The sequence below is a fragment of the Limosilactobacillus agrestis genome, from assembly GCF_014145585.1.
Lineage (GTDB): Bacteria > Bacillota > Bacilli > Lactobacillales > Lactobacillaceae > Limosilactobacillus > Limosilactobacillus agrestis.
Map to the genome: position 1 here is coordinate 1 of NZ_JACIVF010000040.1, position 294 is coordinate 294.

Below are 294 nucleotides of genomic sequence, written 5' to 3' on the forward strand. Positions count from 1 at the left end.
TCACTGGCACTTACTGATGCTGAAGTTGATTCACTGGCACTTACTGAAGCGGAAGTTGATTCGCTAGCACTTACTGATGCACTGGTGGATTCACTGCCACTTACTGATGCTGAAGTGGATTCACTTGCGCTTACTGATGCACTAGTTGATTCACTGGCACTTACTGAGGCACTTGTGGATTCGCTGGCACTTACTGATGCTGAAGTTGATTCACTTGCGCTTACTGATGCACTAGTTGATTCAGATGCGCTTACCGAAGCACTAGTTGATTCACTGCCACTTACTGAAGCACTA

Annotated in this window: 1 pseudogene; it reads left to right on the forward strand. The window is 46.3% G+C overall.

Annotated features, from left to right (window positions below):
• Positions 1–294, forward strand: a pseudogene (locus H5R88_RS03415) (hypothetical protein); the annotation flags it as partial.